The following is a 20,758-nucleotide window of genomic DNA, read 5'->3' as shown; positions in this document are numbered from 1 at the left end:
ACATTTAGAGTGTTGTTCTAAATGCCACTGCTATTTCCCCTGAGACAAAAGAGCCTAACCAGTTGAAAATAATAGTGAAATTTAGCGTTTTGACCACATTTTTGAAATGCGTCGCGCTATAGCGCAAAAAGGCCGGTGATTAAAGAATCACCAGCCCATGCCTGATTTCTCAGGCAGCGAACCTAGCTACCGCTAGATTACTTGATCTCAACAGAAGCACCTGCTTCTTCAAGTTCTTTCTTAAGCGCTTCAGCTTCTGGCTTAGAGATGCCTTCTTTAAGTACAGCTGGAGCTGACTCAACAAGCTCTTTAGCTTCTTTAAGGCCAAGACCAGTTGCGCCACGTACTGCTTTGATAGCAGCAACTTTGTTAGCGCCAGCAGCAGTAAGAACTACGTCAAACTCTGTCTTTTCTTCAGCAGCTTCAACTGGACCAGCAGCAACAACAGCAGCAGCTGCAGTTACGCCGAATTTCTCTTCCATTGCTTCAACTAGTTCAACAACTTCCATTACAGACATTGCTGCAATAGCGTCAAGGATTTGGTCTTTAGTTACAGACATTTTCATTTCCTAATTAATTATGAACCCATAGGTTCTAAAATTTGATTCTAAAAAGTGAGTGAAGGCTTAAAATTAAGCAGCTTGCTCAGCTTTTTGTACGCGTACAGCTTCAATTGTTTTACACAATTTACCAGCCGCAGCTTCTTTCATAGTGCTCATTAGGCGTGCAATCGCTTCGTCGTATGTTGGAAGCTTCGCTAGGATGCTTACGTCAACGATGTTGCCTTCAAACGCAGCTGTTTTAAGCTCAAACGCTTTGTTTTTCTTAGCGAAGTCTGTGAAAAGACGCGCTGCAGCACCTGGGTGCTCATTAGAAAACGCAATTAGGCTTGGGCCAACAAGTGCATCGTTAAGACATTCGAAGTTAGTACCTTCAACTGCGCGGCGAGCAAGTGTATTACGGACAACTTTCATCCATACACCCGCTTCACGTGCTTCTTTACGAAGTGCAGTGATAGCATCAACTGTCACACCACGAGAATCTGCAACAACTGCAGAAAGAGCACCAGTGGCAGCTTCGTTGACTTCAGCAACAATTGCTTTTTTGTCTTGAAGATTTAAAGCCATGGGTGTTACTCCTGGTTTATAGGGAAATACTTCCCAGTTCTACTTTACTCTACCGAAGCAGAGTGCTTTTTACGGCGAGAACCAGAAGATTAGGAAATCTAGCTGGGATTCACACCGTCTACGTAGGATAAAGATTAAGGCAAAGCCTCCTACGGTCTTGGACGGAAACGCAATGTATCGAATCACTATATACTAGCTTCCGACATTATGCGCTTCAACCCGAATTTGGTCTTTGTTGGAAATTACTTTCTCAACAAAATGGCGCAAAATTATAGTTCAAATTTCGCGCCATGTAAACACTCAAATTATACTTGAGCGTTTAGAGAGTTTTGGTCAACAGAAACACCAGCACCCATCGTTGTAGAGATAGTTACTTTCTTAACGTAAGTACCTTTTGCTTGAGCAGGCTTAGCCTTCTTAAGCGCAACGATTAGTGACTCAAGGTTTTGTTGAAGTTGCTCAGCAGTGAAGTCAACCTTACCGATAGTAGTATGGATGATACCATTCTTATCGTTACGGTAACGAACCTGACCTGCCTTCGCATTTTTAACTGCTTCTGCAACGTTAGGCGTTACAGTACCAGTTTTAGGGTTTGGCATTAGACCACGTGGGCCTAGGATTTGACCTAGTTGACCAACAACGCGCATTGCATCTGGAGAAGCAACAACTACGTCGAAGTTCATTTCGCCTTTCTTAACTAGTTCAGCAAGGTCTTCCATACCAACGAATTCAGCACCAGCTTCTTTCGCCGCGTCAGCGTTAGCACCTTGAGTGAACACTGCAACGCGTACGTCACGGCCTGTACCGTTAGGAAGAACTGTAGCACCACGAACGTTTTGGTCAGATTTACGAGCATCAATACCAAGGTTAACAGCAACGTCAACACTCTCAACGAATTTAGCAGTCGCAAGTTCTTTAAGAAGAGCTACCGCTTCGTTGATTTCGTAATCTTTAGTCGCATCAACCTTTTCACGGATTGTGCGCATACGCTTAGTTAATTTAGCCATTCTATTAGTCCTCTACGTTCAAGCCCATTGCACGTGCAGAACCTGCGATCGTGCGTACCGCTGCGTCAAGATCAGCAGCTGTTAGATCTGGACGTTTAGTCGCTACGATCTCTTCAAGTTGAGCACGTGTAACTGTACCCACTTTCTCAGTGTTTGGACGCTTAGAACCAGACTTGATGCCAGCAGCCTTCTTAAGAAGGTAAGACGCTGGAGGAGTCTTCATAGAGAATGTAAATGAACGGTCACCGTACACTTCGATTACAACTGGAACTGGTGCGCCTTTTTCCATAGCTTCTGTACGTGCGTTGAACGCTTTACAGAATTCCATGATGTTCACACCACGTTGACCTAGTGCAGGACCTACTGGTGGACTTGGGTTAGCCATACCAGCGGCAACTTGTAGCTTGATAATAGCTTCAACTTTCTTAGCCATGATAATACCTCATTTAGTGGGTCTTAGCCTCGTGCGCGCGAGGACGCGTACTCAAGCGGCTTCCCATTACATTAAAAAACAACTTTTTACCCGTCGCGTATAACGCTAACAGTAAAAAGGCCGCTGATTATAATGTAATCAGCGGCCTTTTGCAATCATCTCAAATCGAGAAATTACTTATCTTGTTCTACTTGACCAAACTCAAGTTCAACTGGTGTTGAGCGACCGAAAATAAGTACTGATACCTTAACACGGCTCTTCTCGTAATCGACTTCTTCAACCACACCGCTGAAGTCAGCAAATGGACCGTCGATAACACGAACCACTTCACCTGGCTCGTACATTTTAGCAGGCTTAGGTGCGTTAATGTTCTCTTGAAGACGGTTAAGAATACGATCAGCTTCTTTCTTGCTGATTGGTGCAGGTCTGTCTGACGTACCACCAATAAAGCCCATAACACGTGGTGTATTGTTCACTAAGTGCCATGATTTATCGTTCATTTCCATTTCAACTAACACGTAGCCTGGAAAGAATTTACGCTCAGATTTGCGCTTTTGGCCTGCACGCATTTCGACCACTTCTTCAGTAGGAACTAAAATCTCACCGAAGTACTCTTCTAATCCCTCGATTTTAATGTGCTCAATAATCGTTTGAGCAACACGTTTTTCGAAACCAGAAAACGCTTGAATTACGTACCAACGCAATTTTCTTTCTTTATTCTCTTCTGACATGGGATCAGATCTCCACTCCAGTTAAAAACCCAACAATGCGGAATAAAATGCCGTCTAATCCCCAAAGAATCAACGCCATAACAACCGTTGCAATCATCACGATAAACGTTGTGTGCATTGTTTCTTGACGCGTCGGCCAAACCACTTTGCGCACTTCGATACGTGCTTCTTTTGCAAACGCGATAAAGGCTTTACCTTTTTCAGTCGCAGACGCAACACCTAACGCAGCACCAATTGCTACTACAACGCCAATTGCACGCACTAGTACAGATAGTTCAGAATACATATAGTTTCCAACTACTGCGCCAGAAAGCAAGGCAATTGCCACTAACCATTTTACCGTGTCCATCGAGCTAGACGGGGTTTCTACATTCGTGCTCATAGTTCTATTTACCTTTAGTACAGACACAACAACCCTGCATACAGCAAGGTAAGTCATTCAATCCAAATTTATAAATAAGCGCTTATTTAGAAAAAACAAACATCATTTTAGACTTGGACTGGAATAAAGTGGCAGGGGCGACAGGACTCGAACCCGTAACCATCGGTTTTGGAGACCGCTGTTCTACCAATTGGAACTACGCCCCTGCAAAGTGGATGCTCATTATACTGACACTTGTTTTTAAAACAAGAGTAAAACACGAGGTTATCGTAATTCTCGTCTAATTAACCAGCAAGGAATTGGAAACTACGGTTTACTCTTTAATTTTCATCAACACTACTAATTTCACGAATTAAATCAATAACTAATTAAAAAAATAAGAATGTAGTTTGAAAACCCACCCTTTCTAAAAGAACATTTTTCATACTGAAACTTACCTAATACCGAATAAAAATTAGATTTAGGCTAAATTTCAGTCTTTGTGGGAAGCGAAAAAATTAACCAATTCGACACAGCCCTTCTTTGCCAAAATAGTCACACACCAGCCAAATTTGTTCGAAGGGTTGATTTTTAGGTGTAGTTAAACGAAGTAGCGCCAATTCAAGATCAGAGCGATGCCACAATGAGCTGGCGTTTCGGATCACCAACCACACGCGTTCTGAGGTATATTTCTTTTTGTATTTTTGCGACAGCAGTCTCGACAAAGCAGTCGGTAGATGTTCGTCGTCAGGTGTTTGCGCCATGAACGCCAATTCCCGTTGCATATTGAGCGACAAAGGCCGTCCCAGCACCGCCATCGCTTCGGATTCACTGGAGTAAAGGTGCGCAATTTCAAGGTCGAGCTGCTGACCATCAAGGTAGCAACTCACATCAGGTTTAGCGGGAGTGTTATGCCAAATATGCCTGATTTGAATGTTAAATTGACTTTCGTAAAGCCGCATAAATAGTTTCGCGGCCTGATGTTCTAGCGCAATTTTCTCTTTTTCACTTTCTCTGAGTGGGCTCACAATTCCAACCGTAATTTAGCATACACATCTTGAAGCAAACTCGATGCACCAAATCGTACCGTATCGGCAGTGACCCCTTCAACACCAAATGTTTCTTGCGCAAGGATAAGGTACGGACGCGCATCTTCAAGCGTCTTAATACCACCAGATGCCTTGAAACCAACTCTTTTCGTACTTTTGCCAAGTACACTCAGGATGCTTTTTGCCGCGTCTTCGGTAGCATTAATCGCCACTTTCCCTGTGCTGGTTTTAACAAAGTCAGCTCCTGCAAGCAATGCTAGGCGCGTTGCCTCTGCAATAAGTGCTGAGTTGCGGAGCTCTCCGCTTTCAATGATCACCTTTAATTTGGCTTTACCTGAAATAAGTTGTTTAGATGACTTAATATATTGCCAAGGTGTATCAGCGTCTTCGAGCAAGAATTGCTGGTACGGCATGACCAAATCAATCTCATCTGCGCCGGCTTCTATGGCTTGCTTGGTTTCTCGCAGTACTTTATCTAGCGGCTCTACGCCTTTCGGAAAATTGGTTACCGTAGCAACCTTAATCGATGTCCACCCAAGCGCTGAGAGCGTTGTTTTAACTTGTTGTACAAATTCAGGAAACACGCAAATGGCCGCGGGTAGCCCTAAACTCGCATCAATACTGCCAATCAATTGCGAAATGCTATTGGCATCATCATCATGATTTAGCGACGTCAAATCCATTAAACTTAACACCTGACGTGCAACTTCACGTTGTTCGACCATGGCCTTTGTCCTACTTTAAATGTTACTTCGCCAGTAAAAAATATCTCTCCCTCACAACCACAGGACATATGTCCGGAAAATGACGTAACTTTTGTGACATTGCAGTACAATTTTCATTCAAAATATATTCTCGCGTGCAGTTTGCTACGTAAGTAGCACCGTGAATAGGTCTTAAGTCATTTTTGCGAATAACTCATAACAAATCTCTCTAAGCCGCAGTTTTTAAGCTAATTCCCTTTATGATTTACGCAAGTCCTTGTATCGTCGAGAAACGAACATGCAGCGCCTCCACTTATAACTTTTGGATATATAATCTTGGTTTTTATTATTTTTTGGCCTGTATCAGTCATTATATCCTGCGCGTTACAAACTGACCGCCGGTCAAGTTAAGAGGACATCATCGTGCAGTACTTACCGATATTCACTAAATTAGATAACAAACCCGTTGTCATTATTGGGGGTGGGGAAGTTGCTGTACGAAAAGCTCGCGCGTTATTGAAAGCGAATGCTCGCCTTACTTTAGTCGCGCCCAGCTTCGATAAAGCAGTCTACGCTTTGCAAGAATCGTTCGACATCACTTTAATTCAAGCAACGTTCGACGCATCACAACTTCATGGCGCGATGCTCGTCATCGCAGCAACCGATGATGAAATAGTAAATCAGCAAGTGTTCAATGCCGCTGATGAACTGAATATTTTTGTTAATGTGGTCGACGACCAACCAAAATGTAGCTTTATTTTTCCATCCATTATCGACCGTAACCCAATTACTATTGCAATTTCGAGTGCAGGCACAGCGCCCGTTCTCGCTCGCCGCTTACGCGAAAAGTTAGAAACCTTGGTTCCTCAACATATTGGACCGTTAGCTGAGTTAGTTGGTCGCTTTCGAAACACCGTCAAAAGCCGTTTTACTCAACTATCAGACCGACGTCAGTTTTGGGAAAAAGTATTTGATTCAGCGGTCGTCAGTGACATTCAAAGTGGAAACACAACTGACGCCGAAACTCGCCTAAAATGTATGTTAGAAGCTGAGCCTAAACCGGAGGGTGAAGTGTATATCGTAGGCGCAGGCCCTGGTGATGCGGAATTGCTGACGTTAAAAGCGCTTCAGTTAATGCAACAAGCTGATGTTGTGGTTTATGACTATCTAGTCTCAGACGAGATAATGGAATTAGTTCGTCGAGACGCCGAACTAATCTGTGTTGGCAAACGCATGGGCAATCACAGTGTCTTACAAGAAGACACGAACAAATTACTAGTCGACCTTGCTCGCCAAGGCAACAAAGTTTGCCGTATCAAAGGGGTGACCCATTTATATACGGCCGTGGTGGAGAAGAAGTGCAAGAGCTTGCTAAGCATAACGTACGATATCAAATTGTGCCCGGCATTACGGCAGCCGCGGGTTGCAGCGCATACGCTGGGATCCCCCTTACCCACCGAGACCATGCACAAGCGATTCAGTTTGTGACTGGTCACTGTAAAAAAAATGGCAATGACCTTGATTGGGCTTCACTCGCAAAACCGAATCAAACTTTAGCGGTATATATGGGCGTGGTAAAATCACCTGACATTCAAGCTAAGTTAATTGAACATGGTCGCGTAGCTACGACCCCGGTGGCGATTATCGAGAATGGTACACGCAAAAACCAACGCGTGTTTACAACAACACTTGAACAGATGGCTTCGGAAATTGAAGCGCAACAAGTGCAATCACCAGCTTTACTCATCATCGGTGAAGTTGCAGCACTGCATCAAGAATTAGCGTGGTTTGGCAAGACAGAGCAGGTCTCAAGCTTTGCCCAACCAATTACGAAAGTTGGTCAAACCGACTTCCGTGTGGCATAACAGTTTTATAGTTTGAAGTAGGACGACGAACAATGGCTTTAACGCATCTTCAGCAACTCGAAGCTGAAAGTATTCGAATTATTCGTGAAGTCGCAGCAGAGTTTGAAAACCCAGTCATGTTGTATTCGATTGGTAAAGACTCTTCGGTATTGCTCCACTTAGCACGCAAAGCGTTCTATCCTGGAAAAATCCCATTCCCTTTGCTGCACGTTGATACGGATTGGAAATTCCGCGAAATGATCGAATTTCGTGACCGCTTAGCAAAAGAGTATGGTTTTGATCTTATCGTACACAAGAACCCTGAAGGCATGGCAATGGGGATTAGTCCATTCGTGCACGGTTCTGCTAAACACACTGACATCATGAAAACGCAGGGTTTAAAACAAGCGCTCGACAAATACGGGTTTGATGCGGCATTTGGTGGTGCACGTCGCGATGAAGAAAAATCTCGCGCAAAAGAACGTGTGTATTCATTCCGTGATAAGCATCACCGCTGGGACCCGAAAAATCAGCGCCCTGAACTTTGGAACAACTACAACAGCCAAATCAATCCTGGTGAAAGTATCCGTGTGTTCCCATTGTCGAACTGGACGGAGTTGGATGTATGGCAATACATCTATCAAGAAGGCATTGAAATCGTACCTCTTTATTTATCAAAGCCGCGCCCCGTTGTTAAGCGCAATGGTACGCTAATTATGGTCGACGACGAGCGTATGCCGCTTGAAGAAGGGGAAGTACCAGAAATGCGCTCTGTGCGTTTCCGTACACTCGGCTGTTATCCGTTAACTGGTGCTGTTGAATCAACAGCAGATACCTTAACGGGGATCATCGAGGAAATGTTGTTGTCGACTTCATCTGAACGTGAAGGTCGTGTAATCGACCATGATTCAGCTGGGTCAATGGAAAAGAAAAAACGTGAGGGCTACTTCTAATGTCAACTGCGAATGAAGTTAAAGAACTGGGTATTGACGCCTATTTATCGCGCCAACAAAGTAAGAGCCTATTACGCTTAATGACCTGTGGTAGCGTTGACGATGGTAAATCTACCTTGATTGGTCGTTTACTCCACGACAGTCACCAAATTTATGAAGACCAATTAGCGGCTTTGCATCGCGACAATGAAAAAGTGGGTAATGCTGGTGAAGAACTCGATTTAGCATTGCTTGTGGATGGCCTTCAAGCCGAGCGCGAGCAAGGGATCACAATTGACGTTGCGTATCGTTACTTTTCAACAGCCAAGCGTAAATTTATCATCGCGGATACACCAGGGCACGAACAGTATACGCGCAACATGGTCACGGGTGCATCCACATCGGATCTTGCTATTATTCTTGTTGATGCGCGTTACGGTGTGCAGGTGCAAACTAAGCGTCACAGCTTTATCTGCGACTCGTTAGGCATTACACAATTCGTTGTTGCAATCAACAAGATGGATATTGTGGGCTTTGACGAAGTGGTCTACGAGCGCATCAAAGCAGATTACCTAAAGTTTGCCGCTCAGCTAAACGTCAAGCATATCAAATTTGTACCAATATCAGCGTTAAAAGGCGACAACGTGGTCTCTCGTTCTGAGCAGACACCATATTACACCGACAAGCCGCTGCTTGAATTGTTAGAAGACTCTCCGGCAGCTGAAGCGAACAACGACTTTGAAGCGCGTTTTCCTGTTCAGTACGTAAGCCGTCCAAACCTCGATTTTCGCGGTTTCCAAGGCACGTTGACTTCAGGGTCATTAAGCCAAGGCCAAGCAGTTAAAGTATTGCCGTCTGGCAAGCGTTCAGCAATCAAAGAGATTGTGACGTTCGATGGTAATTTAGAGCAAGTAGAAACGGGACAAGCGGTGACACTCACGTTGAACGACGAAATTGATATTAGTCGTGGTGATGTTATTGTGCCTGCAGAGTCAGCGGCACAAGTAAGCAATCAAATCCAAGCAAAATTAGTTTGGATGCACGATGCCCCGCTAGTAATAGGTAAAACCTACAACTTCAAGTTAGCCAGCAAGCGAACAGCAGCTATTGTGCGCAAAATCGATAACACCATTGATGTGAATACACTTGAGCACGGTGAAGCGACTGAGTTGCAACTGAATGAAATCGCCATTGTTACGCTCGAATTGACCGAATCAGTCGTGGTTGATTTGTATCGCAATAACCGTGAAATGGGGGCATTTATTCTCGTTGACCGTCTAACCAACTTAACCGTTGGAGCCGGCATGGTCGAAAATGTACTTTCAACGAGTGAAACCAAAACAAGTCAGTACAGTGAATTTGAAGTAGAGTTCAACGCACTCGTACGTAAGCACTTTCCACATTGGCAAGCGCTTGATATTTCTAAGCTGTAACCTGAGATAATGCCTGTTTAAAGGAAAAAGAAATTTATGTTCGAGCAGTGGATCTTAACAGGCATTATGTTGGTACTCGTCGGGTGTCTATTTGGCACTCGACTTAATCCCGCGTGGTTGTTCGTTGGTGCCATTACCACTGCGTATGTAACTGGTCTCATTGAACTGGAACATATGCTGACGAATTATGCGAATCCATCGCTCATCACCCTCGTATTATTGATCTTAATCTCCATTGCGGTTGAGAAAACCACGCTCATTCAATACTTGGCAAAGAGTTTGGCGAATGGCAGTTTAACGCGCTCCGTGTTAAAGCTGGGTTTATCGACGGCATTTCTTTCGTCGTTTACAAACAACACTGCCGTTGTTGCATCGCTTATCAGTGCGGTTAAAGAAAGTCCCAAGCACAGCCCTTCGAAATTGTTGTTGCCGCTGTCTTACACCGCCATTTTAGGTGGTACTTTGACCCTCATAGGCACGTCCACCAACTTAATTGTCAATGGCTTTGCTGTTGAAGCGGGTATGGCTCCAATCGGATTTTTTGATTTTACCTTAGTCGGTTTAGGGGCACTTGGCGTTGGCTTAACAACAATAGTCTTGTTGCTCAAATACCTGCCAGACAATGGGAAAAAAATAACGAAGTCGTGCCGTTTTACCTCGAAGGTAAAGTACAGTCAGGTTCGAAACTCATTGGTCGCACTGTAGAAGAAAACGGACTTCGTGATTTAAAAGCGCTGTTTCTTGCCGAAATTATTCGCGGCGAACGTCGCATCGTCGCCGTGACACCTCAACAAGAAGTACTTGAGGGCGACATACTGCTTTTCGTGGGTGACATCCAGTCCGTCCCCTTACTTCAGCGCTTCGATGGGCTGAAAGTAGTTCACGATAAACACGAAAAAGACGTAAACCACCTTGTCGAAGTAGTTATTAGCCAATCTTCAAAGTTTATTGGTAAAACAGTGAAAGAAGCGCGTTTTCGAGAGCAATTCCACGCGGCCGTTATTGCGATACGCCGTGGCCACGACAGGCTCCAAGGCGGGCTTGGTAAGGTTCAGCTCCAAGCCGGCGATTCTCTTATTCTTGCACCAAGTAGCGAGTTCTACGAATTACCTAATTTGAAACGTGAGTTTGTCTATATCTCGGGTCTAGACCTGCAAACTCATCTCGCGCCAAAGCAGTCGAACTTAGTACTGGGCAGTTTCGTTGCCGTATTAGGTCTATCGATATTTAACGTGCTACCTCTGGTTAAAGGTTTACTCGTCTTACTCGTTGTGTTTTTGGTGACGGGCATGATCAAGGTAAATGAAATGAAGCGTCGCTTCCCTGTCGAATTATTAGCGGTGGTAGGCAGTGCGATTGGCCTTGCTAAATTGATGATAGAAACTGGCCTTGCGGCACAAATTTCGGCAGGCTTATTTGCAGTATTGGGTGATTTTGGCCCATATGGCGCCTTTATCGCTATCTTCCTAATGACCGTTTTATTCACTGAACTCATTACGAATAACGCTGCCGCAGCACTTTCTTTTCCTGTTGCTTATGCGTTAGCGATTGGGTTCAACGTGAATCCAATGCCGTTTGTTATGGCCGTTGCGTTTGGCGCATCCGCTAGTTTCATTTCACCATTTGGTTATCAAACTAACCTCATGGTATATAGCGCAGGCAACTACCGTATTCGTGATTACGTTACGATGGGCTTGCCTCTATCGGTGATCTACTCCATTACCGTTCTGACCCTTATACCTCAAGTCTTTCCTTTTTAACGAGGCCCTAAAATGGATGAAAATATCGTTTGGCATCAATATGCAGTTAACAAACATACACGCAGTGAACAGAAGAAGCATAAACCATGTATCCTTTGGTTCACCGGATTTTCAGGGTCAGGAAAAAGTACCGTTGCCGGTGCACTTGAAAGTGCATTACAACAGTCCGGTGTACACACTTATTTGCTCGACGGCGACAACGTTCGTCATGGGCTCTGTAAAGATCTCGGATTTAGCAACGAAGATAGGGTAGAGAACATTCGCCGAGTTGGCGAAGTAGCAAAGCTCATGGTCGATTCTGGATTAGTTGTCCTTACTGCCTTTATTTCCCCATTTCAGGCAGAACGTGATATGGTAAGAATGCTCGTTGAGGACGGTGAATTTATTGAAGTATTTTTAGACACCCCTTTAGATGTGTGTGAGTCGCGTGATCCTAAAGGCTTATACAAAAAAGCACGTGCTGGGGAAATAAAACACTTTACTGGTATAGATTCGGATTACGAACCTCCGGTTAATCCTGAGATCCGCATCGATACAAGTCGCTTAGCACTTAACGAGTCCATAAATACGTTACTAAGCTACTTAAAAGATAGAGAAATCATAGGATAACCCATGAACCAAACGGAGCTACTGGAAGAAGTATTAAATCTTTCGCGTGAAGCCGGAAAAGCCATCATGGTCATCTATGCGAAAGACTTCGCGATTGACTACAAACAAGATGAAAGTCCAGTGACCGAAGCTGACATAGCCGCTCACCAAATTATCAGTGCTCGTCTTACTGAATTGACACCTCACATTCCAGTATTAAGTGAAGAAAACGCAGACATTAGTTGGACTGAACGTCAAACATGGAGTCAGTATTGGCTAGTCGATCCGATTGATGGCACGAAAGAGTTCATCAAGAAAAATGGTGAATTTACGGTCAATATCGCCCTTGTCAGAAATGGCGTCCCCGTATTGGGCGTAGTTCATGCGCCTGCTCTCAATGTCAGCTATTTAGCCGCCGAAGCAATTGGCGCGTTCAAAGAAATTGGCGAAGCTCGAATTGAACTCAAAGTGACTGAAGTGCCTAATGAAGGTGTAATTAAAGTGGTAGGGTCTCGTTCTCACCCTTCCCCTGATTTAGCGGAGTTTTTGACTCAATTTGATGACGTGGACATGGTCCCAAAAGGCAGTTCATTGAAGTTGTGCTTAGTTGCGGAAGGTGAAGCCGATATTTACCCTCGATTAGGCCCAACAAGTGAATGGGATACCGCAGCCGGACACGCCGTCGCTGCTATCGCTGGAGCAACCGTGACTAATATTGATGGTTCTCCACTTCGCTACAACCAAAAAGACAGTTACTTAAATCCGTATTTTGTCGTGTCACGGATTAAGTGATTTTCAAGCACTCAAGCAATGCGACACCCGATGTCGTATTGCTCTTTTAGAATAATTTTAGCTCCTCCCCCTAACACGCTGTTTTAATCTGCGTAATCCCTCGCCTCTTTTCCTCCAAAACCGATTTGTAAATAAAACGGGTAAAAAGTTGTATTTGAATATTGACCTTAACTTAACTTGAGGTTTTAAACTGCTTATCAATAACAAATCAGAGAGAACCACGATGAGCATTCAAACCTACCTAGACACGTTAAATTTGGAAACAACGTCATTAGGCTTAAAGCAAATACAAGAATTACAAGCTAAGCACTTAATGAACTACAGCTTTAGTAGCATTAATGCGATGAAACCCGATTTATTGCCTTTAGAACTGGATGAGGTCCTCGACAGGTTAATTGCAAAACGCCAAGGCGGGTACTGTTTCGAGCACAACAAAATCGCCTTTGAAGCTCTTAAATACCTCGGGTATGACGTGCAATTGTTGCTAGCACGCGTAAAGCTAAGTGGGGCACAAGACAATGCTAGAACGCATCGCATCACGTTAGTCCATTTGGGGAACGAGAGTTATGTTGTGGATGTTGGGTTTGGTTCTAAAAATCCGCTCGCGCCAATTAACGTTACACGCTCCGGTTTTGTCGAAGTCGGCTCAATGCGTTATTGGGTGGATAGGAACGAACAGGAATTTGAAATCAAAATGATTGAACCCGAAGAGGTCATTTTGTACAGCGCTGATTTCAGTCATGCAAATGAAAACGATTGTAATGTCGGACACTTTTTCTCACATCAACATCCATCTTCAGGGTTTGTGCAGAATTTAGTGCTGTCGAGAAATGAAGGTCACACTATTCATACGCTGCGTAACTTACTCTTAAAAACGTATGATGTTGCCACCAAGACCAGTCAAGAACAGACATTAACCTCTGTTGAAGCACTTAAGCAAGTTATCGAGGTGCAATTTTTAGTGTCACTTAACAACACGGATGGTCAGTTTATCTTCAACAAAGCCAAAACGAATATGCTTTCGCAATAATTGAAATAGAGAACCTACTTCACCATTCTCTTCTCATTGATTAAGTGGGTTCTATTTCAATGGTGCGCTCTTGCGCACAAGTTGGTTGACTTCGAATAAGTTGAATTGCGTCTGTGTGTATCACGGGTTTGCCCAACAAGAATCCTTGAAGTTGATGATGGTATAAAGGTTCTAACGCGCGGAATTGGCTCTCTGATTCAATGCCTTCAACTGTCACAGTAAGCTGAAAGTTCTCCGCAATAGCAGCAATCGTTTTTATAAGCCGATAGGCTTTTGTGCAATGACTCATATCGTCAACAAATGCCTTATCTATTTTAAGGCCGGTTGCGGGTAAGGATTTAAGCCGCGCAAGACTACTGTGACCTGTGCCAAAATCATCAATATACACGTCAATATCAGATTCAATGAGCAACTCAAGTGACTCCGTCATTTGTGTGTCAGCGGACACGAGAGCACTTTCTGTCACCTCAATCTTGATTTGTGATGGTGTTATTCCGTGAGTTTCCATCAACGCTATAAACCAGCGATAAAATCCAGGTTGTTCAAGTTGCAGTGGAGCAACATTGAGGCTGACAAAAAAATCTTGCCTGTTTGAGTGCTCGATAAACTCGCAAGCTGTTTTACAAACCCATTCCCCCAACGCGAGGATCTTGCCGCTTTCTTCAGCAATAGGAATAAATTCTGTAGGACTTACGACGCCTAATACAGGACTATGCCAACGCACAAGTGCCTCAAACCCCTTTATCTCAATTCCATCGCGAGCAAATATCGGTTGATAGACAAGGTGGAATTGATCGAAAACGAGCCTATCACTCAATGCTTTTTCAATTTCCAATCGCCGAGTTTTGGATACCGCCATTGTTGGTGTGAACTCGCAATATCCATTTTTACCTCGTTTTTTAGCTTCTTCCATGGCAAATCCAGCTTCATGCAACAACCTTTCAGCACTGGTCGGTGTGCCTGGCTTAAAATGGCGTACCCCCATACTGACACTCACCAGCAGTGAATTGAATTGCAATAGCATGGGCCTTGCCATGGCAATTAAAAAAGACTCAAGTTCGATTTCTAATGGCTCAGTTAAATTCAACATTGGCAGCAAAACAGCAAACTCATCGGAACCTAAACGTGCAATTTCTCCGTTTGCGGCAAATTGGTATCGCAGACGGTTCGACAATTCAAGTAACACCTGATCGCCAATATCATGGCCTAAGGTGTCATTAACGAGCCTAAAACGATCAATATTTAGATAAAGTAATGCATAGGTGTGATTGGCAGGTTCATTCTCATGGCACACTTGATTGATTGCGTTTAACAGCGAAGAGCGATTCCATAGATCCGTTAAGTCGTCATGCTCAGCTCGATACTTTAATTGTGATTGTTGTAGCATCTGGTCGGTAATATCACTGAGCTGTCCTTCAAAGAAACGGTCGTCACCGCTCTTTATCCACTGGCCCGATAGTTTAACCCACAAACTGCCTTTTGTTTGACTAAGTGCCAACCACTCCCACTGACCAACATCGGCACCGTTTTGGACTATGCTTAACCACATTTGAATGTCCACGTCTTCCGCCATCCACGTTTCAAGTCTTACTTCACTTGCCACCATATCGCCCAAGAAAAGGGCAGCAAATTTAGGGTTGTATTCTTGAATCACGCCATCGGCGTCCACAACAATGAGCGCTTCTTGAGTATGCATGAAAAGGCTTTTGTATTTTCGCTCCGCGATGAGTTGTTGCTCTAACGCCTCAGTTCGAAGTCGCGCGGCCTCTTGAGATGCTTTATTCGCCTTTTTTAGCTTCTCAGTTTGGTTTGTAACAGCCTTTGTGATGATGGCCTTTTGCTGGGTGAGTGTTCGTATATACGTTACTAACATCCAGCCCACAAAAGAGACAAAGCAAAATAATGCCAGAAAGGTGTAGTTCTCCCACCCTGAATTTGCGTCCTTTCGAATCACGGTCGCCAAGTCTAAAATGAGCGAACCATTACCCAACTGCACTTGTCGCTCAACTCGACGATGGGAAGTAAAAAACACATCGTCGCCTTCAAAATAAAGCGTCTGGTGTACTGACGAAATAACTAAATTGTTCGTTAAATCGGAGTAACCATCGACAGCCTGAGCTAAAAACAATGATGCATCAAGGATGGCAACGACAAATTCGTTATCAGCGAGGAGTTGTAACATAGGCTTTTTTATCACAAGCCAGCGAGCCTTACCTTCGAGATTGAAGTATGTAATAACTCTGCTATTCCCGAGCTTGGTATTTGGCAATGTTTGCGCTTGCAAATCGATTCCTTTTGGGAAAATAGCCCCTTCTCCCGCCAGATAACGCACCTGGCTGTTTCCATGATTATCAAGCGTAAAATAACCGATGGCGCGTAAAGGAGCGAAGTGATCGTGCTCTGCATCAAACAATAAATCGAGATCTCGTTGCTTGTCGGTACTTTGTAAGTGGGACTGCGTTGCATCTAAAATATGATCTATATGGACAAATCTATCTTGTAACCGTGCTGCGTAGCTCCCGAGAGATTTATCCACTTCCAAATAGGTATTTTCTTCTAAAGAACCTTTCAATTGGAAAAAACATAAGCCAAAGAGCAAGATAAAGGCGACATAACAAGAAGATAACCAGATTGCAGAGCGCATACTCAATTTCATTACCTAAAACACATCCGTACATATTACCTTTCTCCGCCCATTTAACGCTATTAATATTCATTCTCAATCAGATTAACCATGTAAAAAGTAAGTTTAATTGCGGGTTTTCTCATTTCGTGACTTCACCAAAGACCAAAAACTTGAATTAGCTCAAAAAACGGCCTGTTGGTGATTTTGCTTTGAGAATTTTGGACTAGACTTTTGTTAACGAATAAGCCAAGGCCATCATCATCTATGATTCAATCATTGAATGCTTTCAAAGTTAGCTTCTTCTTTATTGCCCTCATTATATTGAGTGGGTGCCAACCGAGTTATCAAACTCATCTACGTGTTGCTGCAAATAACTGGATTGGCTACACACCGTTATATCTTGCTGATGATATGGGGTTATTTGAACCTCAAAAAATTAAGATGATTGAAATGCCGTCAGCGTCTGAGGTGATCCATGCCTTCCGTTCGGGTTCAATAGAAGTCGCGGCGCTGACCTTGGATGAAGCTTTAACGATCGTTGACGACAACTATGATGTGCGACTAATTCTAGTATTAGATATCTCAGATGGTTCGGATGTATTGCTCGCTAAACCTGAAATAAAGAACATCGCTGAATTAAAAGGGAAAAAAGTCGCCGTTGAATATAATGCTGTTGGCGCTTTACTGCTTGATAGCGCTTTAGCATCCGCAGATCTAACCCCCCAAGATGTTGACATTCAGAGCTGCAATTTTGATGCTCACATTGATTGTTACGCCCAATATGATGCCCTCGTTACCTTCGACCCTGTTAAGACAAAATTACTGAATCAAGAGGCGAAATTACTGTACAGTAGCAAGAGCATGCCCAATGTGATTCTAGATGTGTTAGTCACAACACAAGAGGTCATTGATCATCAACCTGAGCAGCTACAAACTCTACTTGAATCCTATTTTCAAGCCCGTAAATACCTCCAGAAAAGCCCTGAAAAAGCCATAACACAACTTGAAGCCAGTATGAAAATACCTAAGGATGTATTAGTGAAAGCATATGGTGGCGTTATCTTGCCTGACTACTCTCATAATCGACAACTGATAAGCGGCTCATCACCTAAACTCAATCAAACACTCCTTGGTTTGAAAAAGATCATGCTAGAACGCAAATTACTCCGACGAAATATAGATACGAGTGATTTTATTGACGCGTCCTTCTTGGAGAGAGTGGGTGAAGATTATTAACGCGGTACGAATTCGAGTTTGGCTACCGGTTTGTATGCTCATCTTTTTATTGTCATTGATGAGCAGTATTGTTTGGCTAAACTACAGTGAACAGTCACAAAATCTGGTACAACAAAGTCAACTTTCTTTCGTGAACACGATGTCAGGTCTGGCACGCGATATCGAAAGACACGTGCAACGAGAGGAAAATCTCGAGGTAGAACGCCTATTTAAGCTTCGTAACATCGATACTCATTTTGAGCTTTTGCTGGGCCTTAGTGACCAACACGTCATTCAATTCAGTTCAAAGTCCAAGTTTATTGGCCATGACATCAAAGCACTACCCCACCCTCTCTCTGAAGCCACACTGTCAGAAGTTCAAAAAGTTCACAAGCCCGCAGTTCATTACGATGCGCAATCAAAACGCCTCATCGGCTATTTCCCTTTTGCAAGAACGCCAAAAAATGATGAGCTTAGGCCCTTTGTCGTTGGCGTTATTTACGGTGAATATACCTTACAAGAAGACTTCTATCGTATCGAGCAACAAATCATTAAAAAAAGCTTCGTCTTTTTATTTTTTATTTGTCTAATGCTCGGGTTCTTAGCCTATTTTATTCATATCTACGTGCTCAAACCCATTTCGCAGCTAATTTCTGCAACACAATTAATTGGCTTAAATACCGATGTCACCAAGTTAGAAATCAATGGCACCGGTGAATTTGCTTCGCTGGCAAATAACTTTAACTCCATGGCTAAACTGCTTCATCTCCAAGTTCGTGATTTAAAGCAAGCGAAAACCAACAGTCATGAGAAACAACTGTTACTAGAAAGCTTCTTAAATGCCATTCCAGACCTGTTTTTTGTCGTAAAGCAAGATTCTACAATTACCCAGTTCCACACCGCGAATCCTGAGGCGCTCTACACATCACCAAGTCATTTTCTTGGTAAGAAAATGACTGAGGTTTTACCGTTAACGGTCGCAAACTTACTCGAAAGGGCATTAAAAGAGTGCATTAAAAAACAGACTTTGTCTGAGATTCAGTACGAGCTCGACATCATGGGTCAAGTTCGTCACTTTGAAGCAAGACTTAGTCCGATAAAAGCCTATGAGAGTGTTGCGGTGGTCGTCAGGGATATTACCGAGCACAAGCATCAAGAAGAGCTTATCTTTAAACACGCATTTTATGACTCCTTAACAGGCTTGCCGAATCGTTATCTTGTCCTAGAGCGCTTGTCACAAATGATCATTGAATCGAAACGCACACGCGGTCAGATAGCCGTCATGTTTATTGATTTAGATGACTTTAAAAAGGTGAATGACTCTACGGGACATGAAACTGGGGATAAACTCCTGATCGATGCCGCAAAACGCTTACAAGGTGCGCTGCGTGAACAAGACACTGTCGGGCGTCTGGGGGGAGATGAGTTCATCATTTTGCTCAAATCAATACGAGATCAAAGTAATGTGGTGCCTATTGCAAACAATTTGGTCAAATTATTTCAAAGTCCATTTTGTATAGACCAAAAAGAGTTTTCAGTATCTCTCAGCCTTGGTATTGCCATGTACCCCAATGACGCGGATTCTCCACAAGAATTACTCAGTAAAGCAGATTCTGCGATGTATAACTCAAAACGACAAGGCCGCAATACGTTCTCGTTTTATACAGAAAAAATGAGTGAAATACTCGCGCGACGTTTACAGCTCGAATCTATGATGCAAAGCGCGTTGGAACGAAACGAGTTTTCCGTTTTCTTCCAGCCTCAGTTCGACTTGAAGACCAAAAAGTTGATCGGTGCGGAAGCGCTACTACGTTGGAACAGCAACCGCTTGGGTCCCATTTCCCCTGCAGAGTTTATTGAGGTTGCGGAACAAAATGGCTACATCATTGAACTGGGTAAATTTGTACTTCGAGAAGCGCTTGCCAACGCACAAACATGGCAACAAGATTTACCGTATCCCTTAAGGATCGCGATAAATCTTTCTCCTCGCCAATTTAGAGACGTGAGACTCCTCCACGACTTACAGAAATTCATGGCGAACAACGTGGATCCCAAAGTACAAATTGAACTTGAAATCACCGAAGGTCTTCTCTTAAGCGGTGATGATTCTGTAAAGAGTACGCTTTACCAACTGCATGATCTGGGTTTTATGCTTGCCATGGATGATTTTGGTACAGGTTACTCTTCTCTGAGCTACTTGAGACAATATCCTTTTGATGTACTTAAAATCGATAAATCCTTTGTGCAGGACATGGGCCATGATTCAGGCATACAACTCGTCAATACCATCATTAGTATGGCGCATGGACTCGGTTTAAAAGTGGTCGCGGAAGGAATTGAAACAGAAGAGCAAATGGAACTGTTAACCAAACTTGGCTGTGATGTTGGTCAAGGTTTTTATCTTGGTAAACCAATGCCATCTAACGTATTCGATGAGTTAATCACACATTTCCATTCACTCTATGTCGGATCTTAACCGTTATTGTTTGCACCTACTTTAAATACGCAACATACTGATTATTGTGCTCAGTTTAAAAAAACGGCCATGAATTATCGCATCAACGATGAAGACTATTAATTAGATTGTGTTAGTATGGTTGAGTAGTTTAAGGATGTGTGAGCATGAATGTAGAATTGTTGGTAGGCAAGGCAAAACAAGTTTGCGATAACCGTGGTGCGCGTTTTACCCCTATTCGTGAAAAAGTTTTTCGACTCTTAGCCAGTAAACAAGGCGGTGTAGGTGCCTATGATTTGTTGGAAGAGCTCAAAGTGACTGAAACCAGCGCAAAACCTGCGACGGTTTACCGTGCGTTAGATTTTCTTGCTGAATTGGGGTTTATCCATAAAATAGAAAGCACAAATGCGTTTATGCTGTGCCAACATTTTGATCACCACCATCCCGTGCAGTTGCTCATTTGTGACAAATGTGGTCAAGTGGACGAGCTGCATTCAAGCGTTTTATCGCATGAGTTAAACGCGTTAGCGGCAGAACATGGCTTTGTTGTTTCGGCGCAAACCATTGAAGCTCATGGGCGTTGTGAAAAGTGCAAAGATTAAATGCAGGAAATCAAATCAGCACTACACTTAAGAATGAGCATTGCTATTTTGAAATTTTTGTAAGGGAAA

General features: G+C 43.4%; 17 protein-coding genes, 1 tRNA gene and 2 pseudogenes. 10 read left to right on the top strand and 10 right to left on the bottom strand.

Annotation, left to right across the window (positions count from 1 at the left end):
• Positions 1-197: 197 nt before the first annotated feature.
• From rplL to deoC, 9 genes are all read right to left on the bottom strand, one after another.
• The gene (gene rplL, locus NI389_RS11690; RefSeq protein WP_208842204.1) at positions 198-560 is read right to left on the bottom strand and encodes a 50S ribosomal protein L7/L12; all 363 of its coding nucleotides are present in this window, start codon (positions 558-560) and stop codon (positions 198-200) included.
• A gap of 72 nt (positions 561-632) precedes the next feature.
• Positions 633-1,127 (bottom strand): 50S ribosomal protein L10, encoded by a 495-nt coding sequence (rplJ, locus tag NI389_RS11685; protein ID WP_208842203.1) that lies wholly within the window; start codon positions 1,125-1,127, stop codon positions 633-635.
• Positions 1,128-1,432: 305 nt separating this feature from the next.
• Positions 1,433-2,134 (bottom strand): 50S ribosomal protein L1, encoded by a 702-nt coding sequence (gene rplA, locus NI389_RS11680; RefSeq protein WP_308360075.1) that lies wholly within the window; start codon positions 2,132-2,134, stop codon positions 1,433-1,435.
• A gap of 4 nt (positions 2,135-2,138) precedes the next feature.
• Complete coding sequence (gene rplK / locus NI389_RS11675) at positions 2,139-2,567, bottom strand: 50S ribosomal protein L11 (protein ID WP_308360074.1); 429 nt, start codon at positions 2,565-2,567, stop codon at positions 2,139-2,141.
• 173 nt (positions 2,568-2,740) lie between these two features.
• A complete protein-coding gene (gene nusG, locus NI389_RS11670; protein ID WP_208842200.1) occupies positions 2,741-3,298 on the bottom strand; it encodes a transcription termination/antitermination protein NusG in 558 nt (185 codons plus the stop codon).
• Between the two features lie 4 nt (positions 3,299-3,302).
• The gene (gene secE / locus NI389_RS11665) at positions 3,303-3,680 is read right to left on the bottom strand and encodes a preprotein translocase subunit SecE (protein WP_208842199.1); all 378 of its coding nucleotides are present in this window, start codon (positions 3,678-3,680) and stop codon (positions 3,303-3,305) included.
• Between the two features lie 129 nt (positions 3,681-3,809).
• Positions 3,810-3,886, bottom strand: a tRNA-Trp gene (locus NI389_RS11660).
• 291 nt (positions 3,887-4,177) lie between these two features.
• Complete coding sequence (locus NI389_RS11655; RefSeq protein WP_308362549.1) at positions 4,178-4,621, bottom strand: hypothetical protein; 444 nt, start codon at positions 4,619-4,621, stop codon at positions 4,178-4,180.
• Between the two features lie 62 nt (positions 4,622-4,683).
• Positions 4,684-5,433 (bottom strand): deoxyribose-phosphate aldolase, encoded by a 750-nt coding sequence (gene deoC / locus NI389_RS11650; protein WP_308360072.1) that lies wholly within the window; start codon positions 5,431-5,433, stop codon positions 4,684-4,686.
• A 402-nt stretch (positions 5,434-5,835) separates the two neighbouring features.
• Here deoC and cysG point away from each other — a divergent pair.
• The 7 genes and pseudogenes from cysG to NI389_RS11615 all read left to right on the top strand — a co-directional run bounded on the left by cysG (position 5,836) and on the right by NI389_RS11615 (position 13,791).
• Positions 5,836-7,277, top strand: a pseudogene (gene cysG, locus NI389_RS11645) (siroheme synthase CysG).
• 32 nt (positions 7,278-7,309) lie between these two features.
• The gene (gene cysD / locus NI389_RS11640; protein ID WP_208842196.1) at positions 7,310-8,209 is read left to right on the top strand and encodes a sulfate adenylyltransferase subunit CysD; all 900 of its coding nucleotides are present in this window, start codon (positions 7,310-7,312) and stop codon (positions 8,207-8,209) included.
• Positions 8,209-9,621 (top strand): sulfate adenylyltransferase subunit CysN, encoded by a 1,413-nt coding sequence (cysN, locus tag NI389_RS11635; protein WP_308360071.1) that lies wholly within the window; start codon positions 8,209-8,211, stop codon positions 9,619-9,621. Before cysD ends, cysN begins: the two co-directional genes overlap by 1 nt.
• Before the next feature lie 36 nt (positions 9,622-9,657).
• Positions 9,658-11,381, top strand: a pseudogene (locus NI389_RS11630) (SLC13 family permease).
• Positions 11,382-11,393: 12 nt separating this feature from the next.
• The gene (cysC, locus tag NI389_RS11625; RefSeq protein WP_308360069.1) at positions 11,394-11,990 is read left to right on the top strand and encodes an adenylyl-sulfate kinase; all 597 of its coding nucleotides are present in this window, start codon (positions 11,394-11,396) and stop codon (positions 11,988-11,990) included.
• Positions 11,991-11,993: 3 nt separating this feature from the next.
• Positions 11,994-12,761: a 3'(2'),5'-bisphosphate nucleotidase CysQ gene (gene cysQ / locus NI389_RS11620; RefSeq protein ID WP_308360068.1), complete on the top strand. Its 768-nt coding sequence runs from the start codon at positions 11,994-11,996 to the stop codon at positions 12,759-12,761.
• Between the two features lie 223 nt (positions 12,762-12,984).
• A complete protein-coding gene (locus NI389_RS11615; RefSeq protein WP_308360067.1) occupies positions 12,985-13,791 on the top strand; it encodes an arylamine N-acetyltransferase family protein in 807 nt (268 codons plus the stop codon).
• Between the two features lie 40 nt (positions 13,792-13,831).
• On the opposite strand, the gene NI389_RS11610 is transcribed toward NI389_RS11615, so the two are convergent.
• Positions 13,832-16,435, bottom strand: coding sequence for a putative bifunctional diguanylate cyclase/phosphodiesterase (locus NI389_RS11610; protein WP_308360065.1), 2,604 nt, complete (start codon positions 16,433-16,435; stop codon positions 13,832-13,834).
• Between the two features lie 246 nt (positions 16,436-16,681).
• Between NI389_RS11610 and NI389_RS11605 the strand changes: the two genes are divergently transcribed.
• From NI389_RS11605 to NI389_RS11595, 3 genes are all read left to right on the top strand, one after another.
• Positions 16,682-17,653, top strand: coding sequence for an ABC transporter substrate-binding protein (locus tag NI389_RS11605; RefSeq protein WP_308360063.1), 972 nt, complete (start codon positions 16,682-16,684; stop codon positions 17,651-17,653).
• Positions 17,640-20,108, top strand: coding sequence for an EAL domain-containing protein (locus tag NI389_RS11600; protein WP_308360062.1), 2,469 nt, complete (start codon positions 17,640-17,642; stop codon positions 20,106-20,108). The genes NI389_RS11605 and NI389_RS11600 overlap by 14 nt, the downstream gene beginning before the upstream one ends.
• A gap of 146 nt (positions 20,109-20,254) precedes the next feature.
• The gene (locus NI389_RS11595) at positions 20,255-20,689 is read left to right on the top strand and encodes a transcriptional repressor (protein ID WP_308360061.1); all 435 of its coding nucleotides are present in this window, start codon (positions 20,255-20,257) and stop codon (positions 20,687-20,689) included.
• The last annotated feature ends 69 nt before the right edge of the window (positions 20,690-20,758 follow it).

Origin of the sequence: Pseudoalteromonas xiamenensis (genome assembly GCF_030994125.1) — a bacterium.
GTDB lineage: Bacteria > Pseudomonadota > Gammaproteobacteria > Enterobacterales > Alteromonadaceae > Pseudoalteromonas > Pseudoalteromonas xiamenensis_B.
This window is presented reverse-complemented; position numbering and strand designations above follow the sequence as displayed.